Annotated in this window: 16 protein-coding genes and 1 pseudogene; 9 read left to right on the forward strand and 8 right to left on the reverse strand. The window is 71.5% G+C overall.

The annotated features are described in order from the left end of the window. The first annotated feature begins 149 nt into the window (after nt 1-149). The 4 genes from NMN56_RS14755 (at nt 150) to pyk (ending at nt 5699) form a co-directional block, all read left to right on the forward strand. Entirely contained in the window at nt 150-1772 is a 1623-nt protein-coding gene (locus tag NMN56_RS14755; protein WP_274044755.1) for a pyridoxal phosphate-dependent decarboxylase family protein, read from the forward strand. Then, complete coding sequence (locus tag NMN56_RS14760; protein WP_274044756.1) at nt 1769-3190, forward strand: lysine N(6)-hydroxylase/L-ornithine N(5)-oxygenase family protein; 1422 nt, start codon at nt 1769-1771, stop codon at nt 3188-3190. Before NMN56_RS14755 ends, NMN56_RS14760 begins: the two co-directional genes overlap by 4 nt. Next, on the forward strand, nt 3187-3912 hold the full coding sequence (locus tag NMN56_RS14765) for an SIMPL domain-containing protein (protein WP_274044757.1): 726 nt from the start codon (nt 3187-3189) through the stop codon (nt 3910-3912). Before NMN56_RS14760 ends, NMN56_RS14765 begins: the two co-directional genes overlap by 4 nt. Nucleotides 3913-4274: 362 nt before the next feature. Further along, nucleotides 4275-5699 carry a pyruvate kinase gene (gene pyk / locus NMN56_RS14770; RefSeq protein WP_274044758.1) on the forward strand — a complete coding sequence of 475 codons (1425 nt, stop codon included), beginning with the start codon at nt 4275-4277 and terminating at the stop codon, nt 5697-5699. 180 nt (nt 5700-5879) lie between these two features. On the opposite strand, the gene NMN56_RS14775 is transcribed toward pyk, so the two are convergent. From NMN56_RS14775 to NMN56_RS14785, 3 genes are all read right to left on the reverse strand, one after another. Further along, the gene (locus NMN56_RS14775) at nt 5880-6518 is read right to left on the reverse strand and encodes a DUF6461 domain-containing protein (protein WP_274044759.1); all 639 of its coding nucleotides are present in this window, start codon (nt 6516-6518) and stop codon (nt 5880-5882) included. Between the two features lie 141 nt (nt 6519-6659). Beyond that, complete coding sequence (locus NMN56_RS14780) at nt 6660-7022, reverse strand: chorismate mutase (protein ID WP_274044760.1); 363 nt, start codon at nt 7020-7022, stop codon at nt 6660-6662. A 9-nt stretch (nt 7023-7031) separates the two neighbouring features. Continuing rightward, entirely contained in the window at nt 7032-7712 is a 681-nt protein-coding gene (locus tag NMN56_RS14785; RefSeq protein WP_274044761.1) for an imine reductase family protein, read from the reverse strand. Nucleotides 7713-7747: 35 nt separating this feature from the next. Here NMN56_RS14785 and NMN56_RS14790 point away from each other — a divergent pair. Together NMN56_RS14790 and NMN56_RS14795 are read left to right on the forward strand one after the other, a co-directional pair. Beyond that, nucleotides 7748-8185: pseudogene (locus NMN56_RS14790) on the forward strand (AfsR/SARP family transcriptional regulator); the annotation flags it as partial. An 86-nt stretch (nt 8186-8271) separates the two neighbouring features. Then, a complete protein-coding gene (locus NMN56_RS14795; RefSeq protein ID WP_274044810.1) occupies nt 8272-8691 on the forward strand; it encodes a tetratricopeptide repeat protein in 420 nt (139 codons plus the stop codon). 564 nt (nt 8692-9255) lie between these two features. Here the strand turns inward: NMN56_RS14795 and NMN56_RS14800 are convergent. After that, on the reverse strand, nt 9256-10125 hold the full coding sequence (locus NMN56_RS14800; RefSeq protein ID WP_274044805.1) for a helix-turn-helix domain-containing protein: 870 nt from the start codon (nt 10123-10125) through the stop codon (nt 9256-9258). Between the two features lie 129 nt (nt 10126-10254). Continuing rightward, nucleotides 10255-13410 (reverse strand): endo-alpha-N-acetylgalactosaminidase family protein, encoded by a 3156-nt coding sequence (locus NMN56_RS14805; RefSeq protein WP_274044762.1) that lies wholly within the window; start codon nt 13408-13410, stop codon nt 10255-10257. Between the two features lie 190 nt (nt 13411-13600). Here NMN56_RS14805 and NMN56_RS14810 point away from each other — a divergent pair, with 190 nt between their 5' ends. Then, the gene (locus NMN56_RS14810) at nt 13601-14503 is read left to right on the forward strand and encodes a hypothetical protein (RefSeq protein ID WP_274044763.1); all 903 of its coding nucleotides are present in this window, start codon (nt 13601-13603) and stop codon (nt 14501-14503) included. 99 nt (nt 14504-14602) lie between these two features. Next, a complete protein-coding gene (locus NMN56_RS14815) occupies nt 14603-15040 on the forward strand; it encodes a hypothetical protein (RefSeq protein WP_280842818.1) in 438 nt (145 codons plus the stop codon). Here NMN56_RS14815 and NMN56_RS14820 read toward each other — a convergent pair. Further along, nucleotides 14927-15781, reverse strand: coding sequence for a PPOX class F420-dependent oxidoreductase (locus NMN56_RS14820; RefSeq protein WP_274044765.1), 855 nt, complete (start codon nt 15779-15781; stop codon nt 14927-14929). The genes NMN56_RS14815 and NMN56_RS14820 overlap by 114 nt on opposite strands. Nucleotides 15782-16054: 273 nt before the next feature. Between NMN56_RS14820 and NMN56_RS14825 the strand changes: the two genes are divergently transcribed. After that, nucleotides 16055-16519 carry a PPOX class F420-dependent oxidoreductase gene (locus NMN56_RS14825; RefSeq protein WP_274044766.1) on the forward strand — a complete coding sequence of 155 codons (465 nt, stop codon included), beginning with the start codon at nt 16055-16057 and terminating at the stop codon, nt 16517-16519. 417 nt (nt 16520-16936) lie between these two features. Here the strand turns inward: NMN56_RS14825 and NMN56_RS14830 are convergent, their stop codons facing one another. Both NMN56_RS14830 and NMN56_RS14835 read right to left on the reverse strand, forming a co-directional pair. Beyond that, complete coding sequence (locus NMN56_RS14830) at nt 16937-17713, reverse strand: oxidoreductase (RefSeq protein WP_430542581.1); 777 nt, start codon at nt 17711-17713, stop codon at nt 16937-16939. A 234-nt stretch (nt 17714-17947) separates the two neighbouring features. After that, on the reverse strand, nt 17948-18282 hold a 335-nt coding region (locus NMN56_RS14835), incomplete at its 5' end, for a vitamin B12 dependent-methionine synthase activation domain-containing protein (protein WP_283742486.1).

Consider the following 18282-nt stretch of genomic DNA (forward strand, 5'->3'; position numbering starts at 1 on the left):
CCCCTTATCAGATGCGGCGGGGTGGTCCTGGGCTGCGATACCCCCTTCGGGCGAAGAAGCGCGAAGATCGCATGGGCGCCACGAGTCCGGCGCATAGGTTAGGGCCGCCTTACTCACCCTGAGTCTCCGTGTGTGGAAAGAGCCCGCCCATGTCTGCGTTCGACGCCGATGACCCCTGCCCGCTGGCGGGTGGGGCCGCAGGTCCCACCGCGCTCCGTCCCCTTGTCGGCACGGTGCTGGACGCGCTCGCCGCAGGTGCGGTGCGGCGCGGTGGGCCGTTGCCCGACGGGGGCCCCGGTGCCGTCGCCTCGCGGGTGCGGGCCGCCGTGGGCGCGGTGCTGCCCGAACGCGGTACGGGCGCGCGGGAGGCGCTGGGCGCCCTGGTCGGCGCGGTGGCGCGGGGTGCGGCGGATCCCGCCGATCCGCTGTGTGCCGCGCACCTGCACTGTCCGCCGCTGGCTGTGGCTGTCGCCGCTGATCTGGCGGCCAGCGCGCTGAACCCGTCGATGGACTCGTGGGACCAGGCTCCGGCCGCCTCGGAGCTGGAGGCGCTGGTCTGCCGCGAGTTGGCCGACCTGGTGTACGGACGGGTGCCGGACGGCGGGGCCGGACCGCCCGGATCGCCCGGATCGCCCGAGGTGGTGTCGGGGCCGGAGCCCGGTTCGGGTTCTGGGTCGAGTTCGGGTTCGGGTCCGGGTTCGGGGCCGGGTTCGGGGCCGGGTTCGGGTTCGGGGCCGGGTCCGGGTTCGGGGTTGCCGACAGGGCCGGGGGTGCCGGACGCGTTGGTGACGTCGGGGGGTACGGAGGCGAACCAGCTGGCGGTGCTGCTGGCGAGGGAACGGGCGCCTGAACCGGCGCGGCTCCGGGTGGTGTGCGGCGCGAACGCGCATCACAGCGTGCACCGTGCGGCGTGGTTGCTGGGGCTGGAGGCGCCGCTGGTGGTGCCGGCGCCGCGTGGCGTGCTGGACCCGGCGGCGCTGGAAGTGGCACTCGTACAGCTGCGCCGGGAGCCTTCGTTGGTGGTGGCGACGGCGGGGACGACGGACGCGGGGTATGTCGATCCGCTGGAGGAGATCGCGGCGGTGGTCGCGCGGCACGGAGCACGCTGGCACGTGGACGCCGCGTACGGCGGCCCGTTGCTGTTCAGCGAGCGGCTGCGACCGCGCCTCGCGGGTGCGGAGCGGGCCGACAGTTTCGGGTTCGACCTGCACAAACTGGGCTGGCAGCCCGTGGCGGCAGGCGTGCTGGCCGTCCCCGACGGCGGGGCGCTGCTGCCGCTGGTGCACCGCGCCGACTACCTCAACGCGGGCGACGACACGGAGGCGGGGCTGCCGGATCTGCTGGGCCGTTCGCTGCGGACGACGCGGCGTCCCGATGTGCTGAAGGTCGCGGTGACGCTGCGGGCGCTGGGCCGTGCGGGGATGGCCGAGCTGGTGGAGCGCACGTGCGGGGTGGCGGGCCGGTTCGCCGAACTGGTCGCCGCCGACGGGCGGTTCGAGCTGGGTGGGGAGCCGCCGCTGTCCACGGTGCTGTTCCGTCCCGCGGGGGCGGGTGACGCGGCGGTGGCGCTGGTGCGGCGGCGGCTGCTGGCTGAGGGCAGGGCCGTGCTGGGCCGTGCTTCGCTGCGCGGGGAGCTGTGGCTGAAGGCGACCTTTCTCCATCCGTGGGCACGGCCCGGCGACCTGGCGGCCCTGCTCGACCTGGTGACCGAGTGCGTGCGCGCCTGCGCCGACGCACCCGTGGGCGCGGAGCCGGAAGGAGTCCGTTCGTGACGGCCGTCGAAGCAGCAGAGCACGCGGGCGCCGTCCCCGGACACGAGGAGGAGCCGCTGGATCTGGCGGGGGTGGGCATCGGCCCGTTCAATCTGTCGCTGGCCGCGCTGGGGCACGGGGTTCCTGGCCTGCGCGCCGCGTTCTTCGAGCAGCGTGCGTCCTTCCGCTGGCATCCGGGACTGATGATCGAGGGCGCGACGCTTCAGGTGCCGTTCCTCGCGGACCTGGTGACGCTGGCCGATCCGGCGAACCCTTGGTCGTTCCTGCGGTTCCTGCGGGAGCGCGGGCGGTTGTTCCCGTTCTATTTCGCGGAGCGGTTCCACATCGAGCGCGCCGAGTACGACGCGTACTGCCGGTGGGTGAGCGAGCAGCTGCCGGGGCTGCGGTTCGGGCACCAGGTGGACGCGGTGCGCTGGAACCCGGAACGGAAGCTGTTCGAGGTCGACTTCACCCAGCTGGACCGACAGGGCGAGGCGGAGGCGCTGGGCAGGTCGTACGCGCTGAACCTGGTGCTCGGCATCGGTACGGCGCCGTATGTGCCGGAGCCGATGCGCCCGCTCGTGGAGTGCCCCTCGCTTCCGGTGGTCCACTCGGCGGACTATCTGGCGCACCGCGAGCGGCTGTTGGAGGCGGCGCATGTGACGGTGATCGGTTCGGGCCAGTCGGGCGCCGAGGTCTTTCTCGACCTGCTGCGGCGCCGTCCGCAGGGGCGCGAGGGGCTGCACTGGCTGACGCGGAGCGGGGCGTTCGCGCCGATGGAGTACAGCAAGCTGGGACTTGAGCACTTCACACCCGACTACACGCGCTACTTCCACGGCCTGTCGGAGGAGGTGCGTGACGGGCTGTTGCCGCGGCAGTGGCAGCTGCACAAGGCGGTGGACCACGAGACGCTGGGCGCGGTGCACGACGAGCTGTACCGCAGGACGCTGGACGGTGGCTGGCCGGACGCGGTGCTGACGCCCGGGGTGCGGGTGCGTACGGCGGGACGGCTGGGCGCCACGCGGGTTGAGCTGCACCTGGAGCACGACGAGCAGGGCGAGCGCAGCAGGCTGGCGACGGACGGTGTGGTGCTGGCGACGGGCTACGAGGAGCGGTCGGCCGACGGGATGCTGGCGGCGCTGGACCCGTATCTGCGCAGGGATTCCTCGGGGCGGCCCCGGGTGGACGAGGACTTCAGGCTGGTGCTGGACAGCGCGGTGACGGGTTCGGTCTTCGTGCAGAACGCCGAGCGGCACACGCACGGGGTCGGCGCTCCGGATCTGGGCCTCGCCGCGCACCGCAGCGCGGTGATCCTCAACGCGCTGACGGGCGCCGAGGTCTATCCGCTGCCGCGCCGTACGGCGTTCACGCGGTTCGGGCTGCGGGATGAGCGGACGGGCGCCGGCGCCGCGGGGAGGTCTGCGACAGTGGGCGTATGACGCCCACGGAACCCCAGTCCCCGACGGCCACCCCACCCCCACTTCCCTACGGCACCCCGGAAGCGCCCCGTGTGGCGGTCCGGGGTGAGGCGTTGCTGGAGTTCGCTCCGGAGATCGCGAGGCTCGGAGTTTCGGTGAGCGCGCGCGGCACGGACCGGCGCGCGGCGCTGGAGGACCTGACGCGGCGCAACGCACGGGCGCTGGAGCTGGTCAAGGGCTACGACGAGGCGGTGGAGAAGCTGGAGACGGGTTCCTTCAGCGTGTATCCGGAGCTGACGGACAAGGGCCGCAGGGAACGGGTGCACGCGTACCACGGCCGGGTGCGGCTGGAAGTGGTGGTCGCGGACTTCACGGTACTGGGTGAAATGACCACGGCGCTGGCCGACTTGGAGCTGACCCGGGTGGAGGGCCCGTGGTGGTCGCTGCGCCCGGACTCCCCCGCGTACCGCGAGGTACGGCAGGAGGCGGTACGGGACGCGGTGAAGCGGGCGCGGGAGTACGCGGAGGCGCTGGGCACGGGTCTGGTCGCGCTGGCCGAGCTGGCCGATCCGGGCGCGGAGAACGCCGGTCCGCCCGATCATGGCGGGTTGGTGCGGGCGGCGGGGTTCGCCAGGGGCGCCGCGGAATCGGCAGCTCCGGAACTCGATCTGGAGCCGCAGCGCCAGAGCGTGCACGCGCAGGTGAACGCGCGCTTCGTGATGAGCCCCCCGGACCTCACCTGACGGCGTGACGGCGGCGCCCCCGGCGTCCCGTGCTCATTGGCCTCATTGCCCCATTGCCCCATTACCTCACTGCCTCATTGGCCTCACTGATTTCGGTCGCCAGGCCGTTGGTTGCGTTCGTCGGGTCATTGGCTTTGTTCATCGGGGTCACTCTTGGTGCGCGTGAGACCACGGTGGAAGCGAATGCACGCGAAAGAGCACGGGGAACGAGCCGTGCCGGGGAGGCCGTGCGCCGCGTATCACGCTCATCAGAGCGAGGGGGTGCGCACTTTATTAGTTGGTCAATGTCCTTTCGGTGAAAGGGTGTTGGCCATTGGCTGGTCGGTGATTACCTACGCCCCGGTAAGTCGTAGGCTCGGGGTATGCGCCGAGCAAAGATCGTCAGCACTCTGGGCCCGTCCACAGACTCGTACGAGCAGATCAAGGCCCTCGTAGAGGCCGGCATGGACGTCGCCCGCCTCAACATGAGCCATGGCACGCACGCCGAGCACGAGGAGCGGTACCACCGGGTGCGCGCCGCGGCCGAGGAGACGGACCGCAGCGTCGGCGTGCTCGCGGACCTTCAAGGCCCGAAGATCCGGCTGGGCCGCTTCCGCGAAGGGCCTGTACTCCTTGAACGGGGCGACGAGTTCGCCATCACCGTCGAGGAGAGCGAAGGCGACCGCACCATGTGCGGCACCACCTATGACGGGCTCGCCTCCGACGTCACCACCGGTGAGCGCATCCTCGTGGACGACGGACGGGTCACGCTGGAGGTGACCGGGGTCGAGGGACCCGTGGTCAGGACCACCGTGATCGAGGGCGGCATGGTCTCGGACAACAAGGGGCTCAACCTGCCCGGCGTCGCCGTCTCGGTGCCCGCGCTCTCCGGGAAGGACGTCGAGGACCTGCGCTGGGCGCTGCGCATGGGCGCCGACGTCATCGCCCTCTCCTTCGTGCGCAGCGGTCACGACGTGAAGGAGGTCCACCGCATCATGGCGGAGGAGGGCAAGCGGCTGCCCGTCATCGCCAAGCTGGAGAAGCCGCAGGCGGTGGCGAACCTGGAGTCCATCGTGGACGCCTTCGACGGGATCATGGTCGCGCGCGGCGACCTGGGCGTCGAGATGCCGCTGGAGCAGGTGCCGCTCGTACAGAAGCGCGCCATCAAGATGTGCAGGCGGAACGCGAAGCCGGTCATCGTGGCCACGCAGATGCTGGAGTCGATGATCGACGCGTCCCGGCCGACGCGCGCCGAGGCGTCCGATGTCGCCAACGCGGTGATGGACGGCACCGACGCCGTGATGCTCTCGGGCGAGACGAGCGTGGGCAAGTACCCCATCGAAACGGTGCGCACCATGGGCCGCATCGTCTCGGCGGCCGAGGAGGACATGCTCGCCAAGGGGCTGCCGCCGCTCACCGAGAGCAGCAAGCCCCGTACGCAGGGCGGGGCCGTCGCACGCGCCGCCGCTGAGATGGGGGACTTCCTGGGCGCGAAGTTCCTGGTGGCCTTCACGCAGTCGGGAGACACGGTCCGCCGCCTCTCGCGCTACCGCTCCCCCATCCCCGTACTCGCCTTCACCCCCGACGCTTCGACCCGCTCGCAGCTCAACCTCACGTGGGGCGTCGAGGCGTTCCTCGGCCCCATGGTCCAGAGCACCGACGAAATGGTCGACCAGGTCGACGAACTCCTCCTCAAACTGGGCCGCTGCGACCGCGGCGACCTCGTCATCATCACCGCGGGCTCACCCCCCGGCGTCCCCGGCTCCACGAACCTCGTACGCGTGCACTACCTGGGCGAGGACGCGTAGCCCTTTCCCTTTCCCCGCCGCACATGTACGCGGGGTGTGCGGCGATGTCCCCGGTGAAGGTCTTCCCGCCCGCCGTCCGGCTGGAGGCGAGAGCGGGGCGCGGTCCGCTCCAGGCCGCGCCCCGTACGCGGACGCGCCTCCCGGCCGAGGATCACCAGCGATCGGGCTGAGCTCGGCTGCTCATCCGGCCGGGCTCGGGCCCGGTCTCCGGGAGGGCACCGGCACACGACCGCAGACGAACTCGGCGGAGTCGAAAAGCTCTGGGGTCAGGTGCACGCCCGTGATGCGCTCGGCGAGGGCGAAGGCCGCTTCGGTGTGTCCGTCGAAGCTCGCGTCCTCCCCACCACTGAGGTCGAAGCCCGACTCCCGCATCGCGGTGAGCAGTTCGTCCGGATGGCTGCCGTCTCGGTGGTGAGGAAAGAGCGGTGCGAAAGTCAGGCGGACGGCACCGTCCTCGTACCAGGAGAAGTAGTCGACCGCGTTGATGTTCAAGAAGTGGGAGACCGCCACCCGGCCGCGCGAAATGGGAAGCATCATCGTGCCGTCGATGCCCACGCAGCCGTTGTACTCGACCATCAGCGACCAGTCGCCGACGGGGGCTATCGCTACGAAAGACTCGGTCATGTTCCACGGGTCGCCCTCGGCCGGCTCTCTCAGCTCAGCCACGCCTGTTATCCGCTCGACGGGCTCGGCTCCCAGAGCCTTGAGCAGTGCCTCGGGGGAGAGTCCTTGGACGAGCGTGATGCAGTACGCCTCCATGAGGGGCTGGTACCGCTCTTCGAGCCACCCGTAATCGGCGGCGGTGCTGTGGCTGTTCATGCCTGCAGCATGGCAGTAGGCACTGACACTTGACGCGCGGTGGGTGGGTCGGGGGGCGGGCTCAACGTGCCCGCATGTGCCGGTGATCCGCCGACAGTGCGGACCGATCCACCGGCAACGGGGGCATTGCCTGTCGCGCTCCTAGCGGACGCCGGCGCCCGGGGGCTCGTCGGGGGGCAGGGAGTCGCTGGCGATCTGTTCGTGGTGGCGGATCACTTCGGCGATGATGAAGTTGAGGAGCTTCTCCGCGAAGGCCGGGTCCAGTTTGGCGTCGTGGGCGAGTTCGCGGAGGCGGGCGATCTGGCGGGCCTCGCGGGCCGGGTCGGCCGGGGGGAGTTGGTGGTCGGCCTTGAGACGGCCGACGCGCTGGGTGCACTTGAAGCGCTCGGCGAGCATGTGCACCACAGCGGCGTCGATGTTGTCGATGCTGTCACGCAGCGCCCCCAGTTCCGCCCGTACGGAGTCGTCGGTGGACGGCGTCGCGTCGCTCTCCCTGCTGGTCATCGCACGAGCCTAACCGGCTGTGTGATCTCCCGCCTCCTGCCCCGCCTCTCCCCGGGAGGCGCCCTGGACCGTCGCCAGGTAGGACAGGTCCTTGGGGCCGTGGCCTGCGGTGACGGCGCGGTCTACGACGGTTCTGGCGGCTTGCAGTACGCCGGTGTCGAGGCCGTTGGCCTGTGCGGTGTGGGCGATGTGGCGCATGGCGGTGGAAGCGGAGAGCAGTTCGGAGCTGGGCTGCCCGTGTTCGCCCTTGTCGACGCGCTCGGCGAAGTCGTCGATCATCATCGGGAGGATCGACGAGATGCCGTGTGCGAAGGGCGCCAGTTCGCGGGCCTCGATGTGCTCGCTCCTGGCGAGCGCGAGGGAGTGCGCGAAGCCGCTCACCGACGTCCAGAAGAAGTCGAGCAGCGCCACGTCGTAGGCGGCGGCGCGGCCCGGGTCCTCGCCGAGGTGGGTCCGGGTGCCCGCGAGCGCGTCGAGGGTCGTGCCGTGCGCTTCGAGTACGGCCTCGGGGCCGCTGTAGCTGTGGTCTCTGTGTTCCTTACGGGCTCTACGTGCACTGTGGTCTCTGTGTGCTCTGTGGTGGAGCGGGTGGGGGGCTGTGCTGTGTGCTTCTGGTTCATGGCCGTACGGTGCCTGCCGGCTCGCACGGAAAGCTGACGGCCTGCGCACGGGGCGCTGTTGGCCGCGCACGGGGCACTGTCGGTGGGCGCGGTTACCGTTGCCGCATGCGATTTGGGGTGCTGGGCCCGCTGGAGGTGCGGACCGATGACGGGGTGGGCGTGCCCGTGCCCGAACCCGAGGTGCGCGCGCTGTTGGGCCGGCTGCTCGTGGCCGAGGGGCGCGTCGTGCGGGACGACACGCTCGCCGAGGCGCTGTGGGGTGCGCGGCTGCCAGCGAACCCCGCCAACTCCCTGCAGACGAAGGTCTCCCAGCTCCGCCGCACCCTGGAGCGGGGCGCACCCGGAGCGCGGGAGCTGCTCGTACGGCAGGCGTCGGGTTATGTGCTGGGCGCGGAGCCGGGGGCCGTCGACGCGGGCGCCTTCCGGCAGTTGACGGCGCGTGCCCGCGCCGGACGCGGCGCCACTGAGCGAGCCGCGCTCTACGGTGAGGCGCTCGCACTGTGGCGCGGCGGAGCCTACGAGGACGTTCCCGACGAGGAGTCCGTACGGGCTGCGGCGGTGCGGCTGGAGGAGGAGCGGCTGGCGGCGCTGGAGGAGTGGGCGTTCGCCAGGGCCATACGACCGGCGAAGTGCATGCCGAAATCGGCCTCGGACTCACCGCGCGGCGGGCCGGCGACCTCGATACGGCCGAGCGGTATCTGCGGCGCATGCTGGAGTGGCACCGGCGTGCGGGCTTCGATCCGGGCACGGCGCTGTTGCTCGCCGAACTCGGGTTCGCGGCCGAGCAGCGCGGAGCGGGTTCGCTGGCGCTGGCCCTGCACACGGAGGGGCTCGCCGTCGCGCGCCGTGTGGGCGACCCGCGCGGAATCGCCCTCGCGCTGGAGGGGCTCGCCGGCGCCCGGTCGTGCCTCGGCGACCTTGCCGCCGCCGCGGTGCTCCTTGCGGAGGGCAACGCCGCCCGTGCGTCTGTGGGAGCCCCGCTTCCCTCGGCTGAACGTTTCGATGTCGACCGCATCGGGCGTCGCCTCAGCGCCGTCACCTCGCGGTGAGCCCTGCCGCCTCGTGGTGGGGCTCGCCCTTGTTCCCGCCGCGACGGCGCGCAACCAACGCGACGGTCACCGGCGGTGCCAAGCCGCGGCCGGCTCCCCCGCACCTCACCCCCCGGGTCGTACGGCACCGCCGGGCCACGCCGCTCCCGTTGCTCGCCGCCGCGGCGGGGTTAGGGCTGCCGCCCCCCTCGCAACGGACACGGGGAGGGGTGGCCGAGGCAGGCCCTCTGTCTCACGGGCGTAGAAGCACGACCCGGGAGGGTCGCACGGCACCGCCGGACCACGCCGCTCCCGTTGCTCGCCGTCGCGGCGGGAAAGAGGGCTGCCGCCGTCTCCACGGGAAAGGGGGCTGCCGCCCCCCTCGCAACGGGCACGGGGAGGGGTGGCCGAGGCAGGCGCTCTGTCTCACGGGTGTAGAAGCACGACCCGGGAGGGTCGTACGGCACCGCCGGACCACGCCGCTCCCGTTGCTCGCCGTCGCGGCGGGAAAAAAGGGGACTGGCGCCTCCGTCGAGTCGGCGAAGCGGCATTGGGGTGGGGGTTGGTGGGTGGCTGGTCGCGAGGTCAGGTGAGCATGGGGGGGTTGTTGGGGTCGGGGATGTGGGGGGTGTAGCCGCCGGGGACGGTGCGGGACTGTTGGGCGCGGAAGTGGATGGGGGGTGTGCCGACGCGGCGGGTGAAGAGGCGGGAGAAGTACGCGGGGTCGTCGTAGCCGACGCGGCGGGCGACGGTGGAGACGGGGAGATCGGTCGCGGCGAGGAGTTCCTTGGCGTGGCCCAGGCGGATGCCGAGGACGTAGTCCTTGGGGCTGCATCCGGCACTGCGCCGTACAGCGGTGCGGAGTTCGGCGGCCGTCATGCCGTGGCGTGCCGCGTGTTCGGCGACGGAGAGGGGGAGGAACGCGTCGCGGGCCAGCGCTTCGAGGACGGGGGCGCCGTCGGCCGTGGTGTCGGCGCGTGCGCGGCGCAGGGCGACGAGGAGTTCGTGGACGGCCGCTGCGGCCTCGACCTCCAGGAGCGGGTTGCCGGGGCGTGCGGCGCGCGTGATGCGGGCGATGGCGGCGCGTGCGGGGCCCGCGTCGGTGAGGGGTACGAGGGCGCGGCCCGGTTCGATGCAGCCCAGTTCGGTGTAGGCGGTCACGGCTGAGCCCGTGAAGTCGACGAAGCTCTCGTCCCAGCCCTCGTCGGGGTCGGCCCCGAAGTGGTGCGGTACGCCGGGGGTGATCCACAGGAGTGCGGGGGCCACCACCTCGTACCGGCGCCCTTCGGGGTCGTCGGGGTAGACGCACCAGCCCCGGCCCCCGCTGATGACGACGGCGACATGGTGGTCCAGGACGCGTGGTCCGACGGTGGGCAGCGGGCCGTACTGCATGCCGACGCCCAGGCAGACCAGCCCGAGGCGGTGGTGGACGGGCCCCGGCGTGAAGTACCGCATCCAGGTACGGGGGCCGTCCCCGCGTGCGCGGGAAACCTGCCGTCCGACAGACGGCTTGCCCAGCACTGCCTCGCCCATCGCGCTGCTCCTCCCGAGTCACAGATCTTCGAGAAGAGCAGCGTACGGACATCAGTCCAGCTGGGTAACCGTGAAGGCGTCCAGGACGAACTCCGCCTTGCCGTCGCCGCCCACCTTGCGCAGCCCTACCCATGCCTCGCCGTCGCGGGGTGCGGTGAACTCGTAGGAGAGTTCCGTGGGTTCGGTCGCCACGGGCAGTGGCTCGCGTTTCAGTTCGCGGGAGCCGGGAGCGTCGGCTCCGGTGATCCACGCGTACTGGCCGGCCTTCTCGTTCTCGTAGCGGAAGGAGACCGTGTACTTCTTGCCGGGTACGAAGCGGACGGTGTGCGGCACGGTGCGGTAGACGAGGCCGGTGTTCTCGCCACGTGACTTGAGGGATTCGGTGCCGTCGATGACGTCGTCGACGGCCTTACCGTTCCAGCCGCGCTGGGTGTAGGGCGCGTGCCGCTGGGCGATGTGGGTGCGGGGGTCGACGGCGCCGCCCGCGTCGCCCTTGACGAAGGGGCCCCAGCCCTGGGGCACGTGCTGGAAGTCCTCGTGGACGAGGGGGCCGGGGGTGCCGGGGGTGTCGCGCCGGGCGGGACGGGTGGCGGCGACGACCCGTACGTGGTCGAAGCGGACGGGGGTGTTCCCGGCGCCGGCGCTGAGAGTGAGGGTGGCGGGTCCGCCGCTCTGGGGCACGGTGAACCAGGTGGTCATCCGCTGGAAGCGGGTGCCGTGCTTGAGGTCGGAGGCCACGTAGTTGGTGGCGGTCGAGGTCTCCGTCCAGTTCTCCGCCCTGACGCCGTCGGAGGTGCGGACGGTGAGTGCGGCACGCCGTTTGTCGCCCGCCTTGGCGCCGACCTCGACCTGGACGGAGGCGGCGTAGGTGCCGGGCTTGAGGCGGCTGAGGCGCTGGCTGACGGAGGCGGCGGCGCCCGCGGCGAGGACGAGTTCGTGGTCGCCGAGCTTGCTGCGCTCGACGGTGGCAGCACCCCCGGTGGCCTTGACGGTCCAGCCCTTGAGGGTGCCGGAGAAGAAGCCGGGGTCGGTGAGGGGTGTGCCCTCGCCCCAGTGCGGGTCGGGCTGGGGCGGTGCGGGGCGTCGGTGGACGACGTAGGGCTGGTTGGCCTCGGCGGTCAGGGTGACCTCGCCGCCGCTGACGCCGACCCGGACGGCCTTGCCCCTGCCCTGGTCGGTGAGGGGGTACGCGTACACGGTGCGGGCGCCGGACCAGCCGGCGGGCAGGCGCCATGTGGTGCGTCCGCCCCGGGGGTTGTAGTGGTAGAGCTTGGCGGGGTTCCTGGCCTCGCGGGGCTCCCACGGCAGGAGGTAGACGCCGTCGTCGTAGACGGGCCTTCCGTCGGTGGTGATACGGCGCTTGCCGCCCTCGTCGGTGACGGAGGTGCGGGTCTCGCCCTCGAAGGTGATCTCGTGTTCCGTCCAGGTGCTGATGGGCCTGGCCTGGAGGTACTTGGCGGGCAGGCTGTGGGTCCAGATCAGCTCGTAGAAGGCGTTCCAGTCGTTCTTGCCGACCCATCCGGCGAAGTTGCCCATGCGCGGGATGCCCAGCAGGGTGGGCCACTTGTCGGCGAAGACGTCCTTTTGGTGGTTGCGCACGAAGCGGATGAGGCGGGAGTTGATGCCGCGCGAGCCGTCGCCGCCGTAGTCGGTCTCGGTGGCCCAGTGGGACCAGATCGAGGAACGTTCGAAGCCGTGGCCCCACTCGGAGGTCACGTGCCAGCCCTGCTCGCGGAAGGCGCGCTGGAGGCGGTCGGAGGTCCAGCCCGACTCGCGGAAGACGTCGATGTAGAGGGAGTTGAGCCCGCCGTCGGCGTCGTCGCGCAGGTCCTGGAAGCGCTTGACGATGTCGCCGGAGACCAGGTCGCGGCGCTGGTCGATGCGGTAGGACTGGTCGAGCCAGTCCCACTGCTCGTTCTTCTTGTCGACGAGCTTCTCGGAGAAGGCGTTGGCCACGGGGTAGGACTCGGTGGCGTTGACGTGCACGGCGAAGTCGGCGTTCCACTTCTTGCCGCGTGCCAGCAGCGTGTTCATGTCGGCGAGGCCGCCGGCGCGCTTGTTGTAGTTGCCCGCGTAGTCGGGGTGCGCCGAGTCGTGGCCCTCGGACTGGTAGCCCTTCAGCAGCGCGAACTGGCGCAGCCCGTCGGTGGCCAGGTGGATGCGCTTGACCTGGTCGAGGATGCTGAGGAACGGGTTGGTCGCCTGGCTGGCGAAGTTGAACGGGATGTGCGGGACGACGCGCAGATGCTGCTCGTCGGCGCCGAGGGGCTTGACCATGATGTCGCGCAGCGCGATCGCCGCGTCCTGCCAGTCGACGGTGCCGTCGCCGTTGCGGTCGCGGGTGACCACGACGGTGACGTACGGGAGCGGCTCGGTCTGGTCCTTGGCAGCGGTGGCCGCGCGGTGGGTCCACTGGCCGCAGGTGAGACGGGCGGTGGTGCGGCCACCGGTGGCGACGGTCTGCCGCCAGAAGCGGCCGTTGTCCCAGCCGGCGCCCTCGGTCTCGGAGGGCTTGTCGTAGACGGTGTTCGTCTCGATCGCGGCGGCCAGATCGCGGGTGGAGACGACGGCGTAGGCGCAGCCGAGGGGCTTGGGGTCGGGCTCCGTCGAGTCCTTGACCTCGACCAGGGTGTCGCCGCTCTTCGCCTTGTCGATCTCCACACGTGCCGCGTAGAGGGTGGCCTCGGGCTGGTCGCTGCGTACGGAGAGGAAGGCGAGGCCGGGGATCTGGAGCGTACCGACGGGTCCGCCGCCGCTCTCGTTGATGCCGGTGACCTGCCAGTGCACCTGGTGGCCCTCGGCCTTGATCTCGACCGCGATCTCGGTACCGGTGTCGAGGGCGAGGGTGTAGGTGATGCGGTCGCCGCCCTCGGCCGGGGGCTCGCTGGTGACCCGGGGCTTGTGCGGCTTCCCGTCGATCTGGAGCGTGTCGACGGCCTCTTCCTGGCCGTGCAGCTTCTTGCCGGTCCCGCGGTCGGTGTACGCGAGGATGCGGGGGAAGCGGGTGTCGACGGTGACGTCGAGCGCCGCCGTGCGCAGCGTCGCCGTATCCCCGGCGGCCCCGGCAGCTCCTGCGGCTCCGGCTCTTCGCGGCTCGGCCCCGTTCGCCGTTCCCGTGAGGGTGCCGGCGCCCAGTACGGCACCGACTCCCGCGAGCGTGCCGCCCGCCACCACGGCCCTTCGTCCCACGCCGCTCATCGCACCCATGAACCCGTCCCCTCCACTCGGCCGTCGGCGCCCACCTTGGGTGAGGGGGCGCGTACATGCCCATGGACAAGCGCACGCTGTTGTTGGACTTCCCCCCGCCGGCCCCGCCTGCCGGGTGTGCCTCCGTACCCTCCTCCGGCACCGCGCCGGGGTTATCGTGGCTGTACAGGAGCGTGCCTGGGGGTGAGAGATGGGGGTTGCGGAAACGGACCCCGTGGAGCGCGGGTTCCCGCATGTGGAGACGGTGCGGGAGGCGATCACCGCGCTCTACAGACGGGTGTCGCCCGACACCGTCCGTACCTTCGACGCGAGTGTCGCGGCCGGGGACGTGGCGTTCGCCGACGCGGACGATCTCTATCCGGGTGTGCAGCGCGTGGCGCGGGTCATGGTGCAGCATCTGCGGCTGCCGGAGGCACGGGTGATCGTCAGCTTCCGCGAGATGACCCACGCGGCCAGGGTCGAACTGGCGGCGGGGCCCGAGTACTTCGTGGAGCTGAACGAGCGGTTCAAGACGCACCGCCGCGACATCGGCGCCGCACTCGCGCACGAGGTGATGCACGTCTATCTGCACCGTCTCGGGCTCGGGTTCGCCGGGACCAGGGACAACGAGATCCTCACGGACACCGCGACCGCGTATCTCGGCGCCGGCTGGCTGCTGCTGGACGCGTTCCGGCAGGACTCGCTCTCCTCGCAGAAGCTGGGCTATCTCACCCCCGAGGAGTACGGCTATGTCCTCGCCAAGCGGGCGCGGCTCTTCGGTGAGGACCCGGCGATCTGGTTCACCAGCCCCCAGGCGTACGAGGCGTACGTGCGCGGCAGTGCGCTGGCCGACCGCGACGAGGAACGCCCGCCGCTCGCCGGCTCGCACTGGGCGGGCAGACGCCGGTACGCCAAGGACCGCCGATACGCGCAGACCCACCTCTCCCCCGGCTCGCCTCCGCTGGGCAACGGGGACTACACGTTCGAGCACAACTCCCCGCTCCGCGTCTCCTTCGCCTGCCCCACCTGCTGGCAGCGCCTCCGCGTCCCGGTACGGGGGCGCGTCCGCGCGCGGTGCGGGGTGTGCGGGTCGGTCCTGGAGTGCGACACGTGAGCGGCACCTGGCGGGCCGCGCGTTCGTCCTTCTCTCTTCCTCCTTTCCTCTTCCTTCGGAGCCCACATGCCTGTGCCGTCCCGTGTGCCGCGGTCCCGTGTGCTGCAGTCCCGTCTGCTCTACGCCGCAGCCGCCGTGCTGATGGCCGCCTCGGCCGTCACCGCCTACAACGAGGACGGCCTGTGGCCGGCCGTGCTCCTGGGGTGTGCTGCCGTGATGACCGCGGCACTCGTCTGTCTGCCCGCCGCGGCCCTCCCCGTGGGCCGCACACCCCGGCACGACGACCGCGTGAGCCGGGTCCGGCGTGTCCTGCTGATCTTCGCGGGGGTGATGCTGACGGCCGGGGCCATCCACGACGTCGTCGTGGAGGGTGAGCCGCGACTGGCTCTGATGGTCGCCGCGGTCGGCGTCGGCGCCCTGGCCTCATGGCGTGCCGTGCCCCCGAGGGGCGACCGTGACGCGGAAGTGGACGGTACCGCCGGCCTTCCGGCGCAGCAGCACCTTGTGCAGGAACGGAACGAGAACCCGGTGGAGTAGCGGGTACTTGGTGCCCAGCATCCGCGCCGCGTGCCTGTCCTCGGGCCCGCCGGGCTCCAGGAGCGCCAGCCGGACGTCCAGCGCGGCGCCGGGGCTTCTGCCGCGTGTGGTGCAGGGCGCGACGCGGGCCTGCGGGGTGCGGCGCAGGCGGCGGGTCTTGATGGCGTTCCTGAAGCTGCGTACGTAGGCGTGGTCCCCGTCGACGGCGATGCTGACGGGTGAGTCTCCTGGCGTGCCGTCCTTGCGGTAGGTGGTGAGCAGTACCGTCTTCTGCCGTACGTAGGGCGTGAGTTCGGGGCGGGTGGCCGCACTCACTCCTCCGGAGGTCCAGCCGAGGCCGCGCTGCCGCAGGAGGAGCGCAGCCGCGATGAGGGCCGTGGCGACGGCGAGCGCGGCGATGTGCCAGGGCTGGCCGCCGTGGTCGAGGTCGAGGGCGTGGTTGACGGTGTGGACGCCGTTGGCGACAAGGAGCCCGGCGAGGACCGTTGCCAGCGCGTCGTACCAGACGCAGGCGAGCAGCGCGCCGACGCCGAGGCCGATCTGGAAGGCGCCCACGTCGTGCAGGAAGTGCTCATGGGCGGGGAAGTCGACGGCCTCGGCGAAGGAGGCGGGCCAGCCGAGCGACCACACCCCGGCCACCAGCGTGCCGACCCCCACCAGGAGGGCCACCGTGACGGGCAGACCTCTGCCCAGTCCTGTGCTCCGCGCCGTGCCTTCCGGTTGTCCGTATGTCGCGCTCATGCCGGTCCGCCTCCACTGTCGTCGTGGGCCTATGCCCTTACGACCGGATCGGCCCCCTCTTCCGTGACACGGAGGCCGAAGAACTCTGCGTACGGCGCGAGCGGGAGGTTGTGGTCGTTGCCCGTGGTCCCGGGGTTGCCCCCCGGTCCCGGAGTTGCCCACCGGGGTCCCGGCGGCGGCCGTGTCCTCACCGCCCGTACCGAGGAGACGGGGCGTCCCCCGGGACCGCGCGGAACAGCTCCTCGGACGCGCGTGATGGCGTACGTTCGGCCTATGAGTCCTTCGATCGCCACCAACACCCGTGTCGGTCTCACCGACCTGCTGGACTTCGTAAGGCCACGGCACCGGGCCATCCTGCTGACGCGGCGCGAGGACGGCGCACCGCAGGCTTCGCCGCTGACGTGCGGGGTGGACGCGTCGGGCCGGATCGTGATCTCGACCTATCCGGAGCGCGCCAAGACGCACAACGCGCGCCGTGACCCGCAGGTGAGCGTCCTCGTCCTGTCCGACGAGTGGAACGGCCCCTGGGTGCAGGTCGACGGGGAGGCCGAGGTCATCGACGTGCCCGACTCCGTCGAGCCGCTGGTGGAGTACTACCGCGCCATCTCCGGCGAACACCCGGACTGGGACGAGTACCGCTCGGCCATGCTCAAGCAGTGCAAGTCCCTGATCCGGGTGACACCGCACCGCTGGGGCCCCGTCGCCACCGGTGGCTTTCCGGCTCGGCTCGGGAGCTGAGCGCTTCGCTGGAGTGCCGCGGCGTGGTCGTCTGCGGCGCCGTTGTGGCTGGTCGCGCAGTTCCCCGCGCCCCTTCGGGCTCGCGCCCACCGCGCCGCGCCACCGGCCCCATTGCCGCCGGCGGACCCCTGGCCCGACTCCACCACGCCGGAAGCGCCACGGACCGTGGGTCATCTGCGGCGCCATCGTGGCTGGTCGCGCAGTTCCCCGCGCCCCTTCGGGGCACGCCCCACCGCGCCGCGCCACCGGCCCCATTGCCACCGGCGGACCCCTGGCCCGACTCCACCACGCCGGAAATGCCACGGACCGTGGGTCATCTGCGGCGCCATCGTGGCTGGTCGCGCAGTTCCCCGCGCCCCTTTGGGGCGCGTCTGTGGGGCGTGTCTGTGGGGCGCGGGGGCTCCTGGGTGTCGGGGTTCAAGCTGTGTGCTGGTAGGTGGGGTAGGTCAGGTAGCCCGTGTCGGCGCCCTGGTAGTACGTGGTCTCGTCCACGGGGGCTAGCGGCACTTCGGTGCGCAGGCGCTCTACCAGGTCGGGGTTGGCTAGGAAGGCGCGGCCGAAGCTGATGAGGTCGGCGCCCAGTCCGAGCCAGTGGTCGGCGTCGGACCGATCGGTCTGCTTCGGTCCCATCGGAAACACCGGGTTCATGATGAGGGTGCCGGGCCACGTGCGGCGCAGGCCGACCAGTACGTCTTCGTCGACGGTGGCTTCGAGATGGACGTAGGCCACCTCCAGGCGGGCCAGTTCGGCCAGCAACGCCGCGTTGAGCTCGGGTGCGTCGGTCTCCTCCACGCCCCAGAACCCGCCGCCCGGCGAGAGGCGGATGCCGGTCCTGGCCGCACCGACGGCCTCGACGGTCGCCGACACCGCCTCGACGGCGAACCGGATGCGGTTGGCCACCGAGCCTCCGTAGCGGTCCGTACGCAGGTTGGCGTTCGTCGAGAGGAACTGCGAGATCAAGTAGCCGTTGGCACCGTGCAGTTCGACACCGTCGAAACCGGCGTCGATGGCACGGCGGGCCGCCTGTGCGTACGACTGGGCCTGTCCCGGCACCTCGGCGGTCTCCAGGGCGCGCGGCACCGGCGCGGGTTGGCGCCCTGTCGGGGTGAACAACTGCCCGGTGGCGGGGACCGCTGAAGGCCCGACGGGTTGTGTACCGGTGGTGTCGGGGTGCGACACCCGTCCGCCGTGCATGAGCTGGGCGCCACCGCGCTCCGAGGCGGGCGCGGGACAGTGCGCAGCGAAGGACAAGCCTGCCCCTCACCCCCTGGGTCGGCGGGGGCGAGCGTCGCAACAGGGATGGTGCGTGGGAGTGGCTCCCTCTTGCGACGACCCCGCCGGTGAGTGACGGGCAGGCTCACCCGTTCACACCCTCTCTACCGACGGCCTCAACTCGCCGTGGTCCGGACGACCTCAACTCTCCCTGTTTCAGCGTGCGTTGAAGTATTTGGCTTCGGGGTGGTGGATGACGATGGCGTCGGTGGACTGTTCGGGGTGGAGCTGGAACTCCTCGGACAGCTCGACCCCGATACGGGTGGGCTCCAGCAGCTCGGCGATCTTCGCCCGGTCCTCCAGGTTCGGACACGCCCCGTAACCCAGCGAGAACCGCGCCCCGCGGTAGGCCAGATCGAACATGCCCGCCATCTGCTGGGGATCCTCTCCCGCATACCCCAGCTCCGAGCGCACCCGCGCGTGCCAGAACTCCGCCATCGCCTCGGCCAGCTGCACCGACAGCCCGTGCAGCTCCAGATACTCCCGGTAGG

It is taken from the genome of Streptomyces iconiensis (assembly GCF_028657195.3).
GTDB lineage: Bacteria > Actinomycetota > Actinomycetes > Streptomycetales > Streptomycetaceae > Streptomyces > Streptomyces iconiensis.